At 39.1% G+C, this 980-nt stretch carries 2 protein-coding genes; one reads left to right on the forward strand and one right to left on the reverse strand.

Annotated elements, in window-relative coordinates; genetic code table 11:
• The coding region (locus tag AB5935_RS16175; RefSeq protein ID WP_368327486.1) for a glucuronate isomerase at positions 1-123 on the forward strand (123 nt) is incomplete at its 5' end.
• Between the two features lie 88 nt (positions 124-211).
• Here AB5935_RS16175 and AB5935_RS16180 read toward each other — a convergent pair.
• The coding region (locus tag AB5935_RS16180) for a peroxiredoxin family protein (protein WP_368327485.1) at positions 212-980 on the reverse strand (769 nt) is incomplete at its 5' end.

A 980-nucleotide genomic window follows, 5' to 3' on the forward strand; every position in this document is an offset into this window, starting at 1 on the left:
TTGTGCAACTTGCTGGGTAATGATGTGGAAAACGGCGAAATCCCTGCTTGCGAAATAGAACGCGTCAATCAGATGGTGGAAGATATCTGCTATAATAATGCCAAGAAGTTCTTCCAATTTTGACAACCGTCAGAGTGCTGAATATAAATAAATGAGGATGGAACAAATGTGTCTGCAAAAGTTTTCACTTTTTGTTCCATCCTCATTCCAGTTATAGCAATTCTTCTATAGCCTCCGTTATTTCCTTGTCGGTCTTTCCCATGCCATATCCTCGAATGACTTTCCGTATAATCCGTTCTTTATCCAAAATAAAAAAGTACGGAGCCGCCCCACCCGTCCGGTAATCTTCTATCACTTTATCATCTCCATCCAAAAACATATAATTCAATTCCTTTCTCTTTGCATAATTCTGAAGTGAATGCATCCGGCTCCAACTTTCAATGGCTACCAATTCAAAATCTTCTTCTTGGTACTTTCTTTTCAGTTCTTTCAGAAAAGGGATAGAAGCCTGGCAAGCTCCGCAACCTATTCCTGTTATATTTACCAAGATGACCTTACTTTTCAAATCACTCAATGACACGGGACTCTCCTTTATATCATTCAATGTCCATTCTGGTGCTTTCTTACCCGTCAGATTAGCGGCCATATTCCTGGAAGGAACGCCATAATCATATTTTTTTGTTTCATAACCTTGCGGAACATAATCGAAAACATCAAACCTGTCAATTGTTTCTTTGTTTATTTCCACATTACAGCAAGTTTCCACCGATATATTATGGGACATCGCTCTCCGTTTCTTATAAGGCAAACCATTCGACTTGTGAATCCACAGTTCATAAATAGAGGTCGGCTCTACATAAAAAGGAGGTGGAGGCATGTGATAAGCTTTACCAAAGAACTCCACTTGTGTATCTTCGTTTATGACAAGTTTAAAATGAAAATAATCCCCACAATCTTCCAATGTGGTAGCTATGCTGTCT

This window comes from Phocaeicola sp. RTP21198st1_B8_RTP21198_201120 (genome assembly GCF_040929485.1).
Lineage (GTDB): Bacteria > Bacteroidota > Bacteroidia > Bacteroidales > Bacteroidaceae > Phocaeicola > Phocaeicola dorei.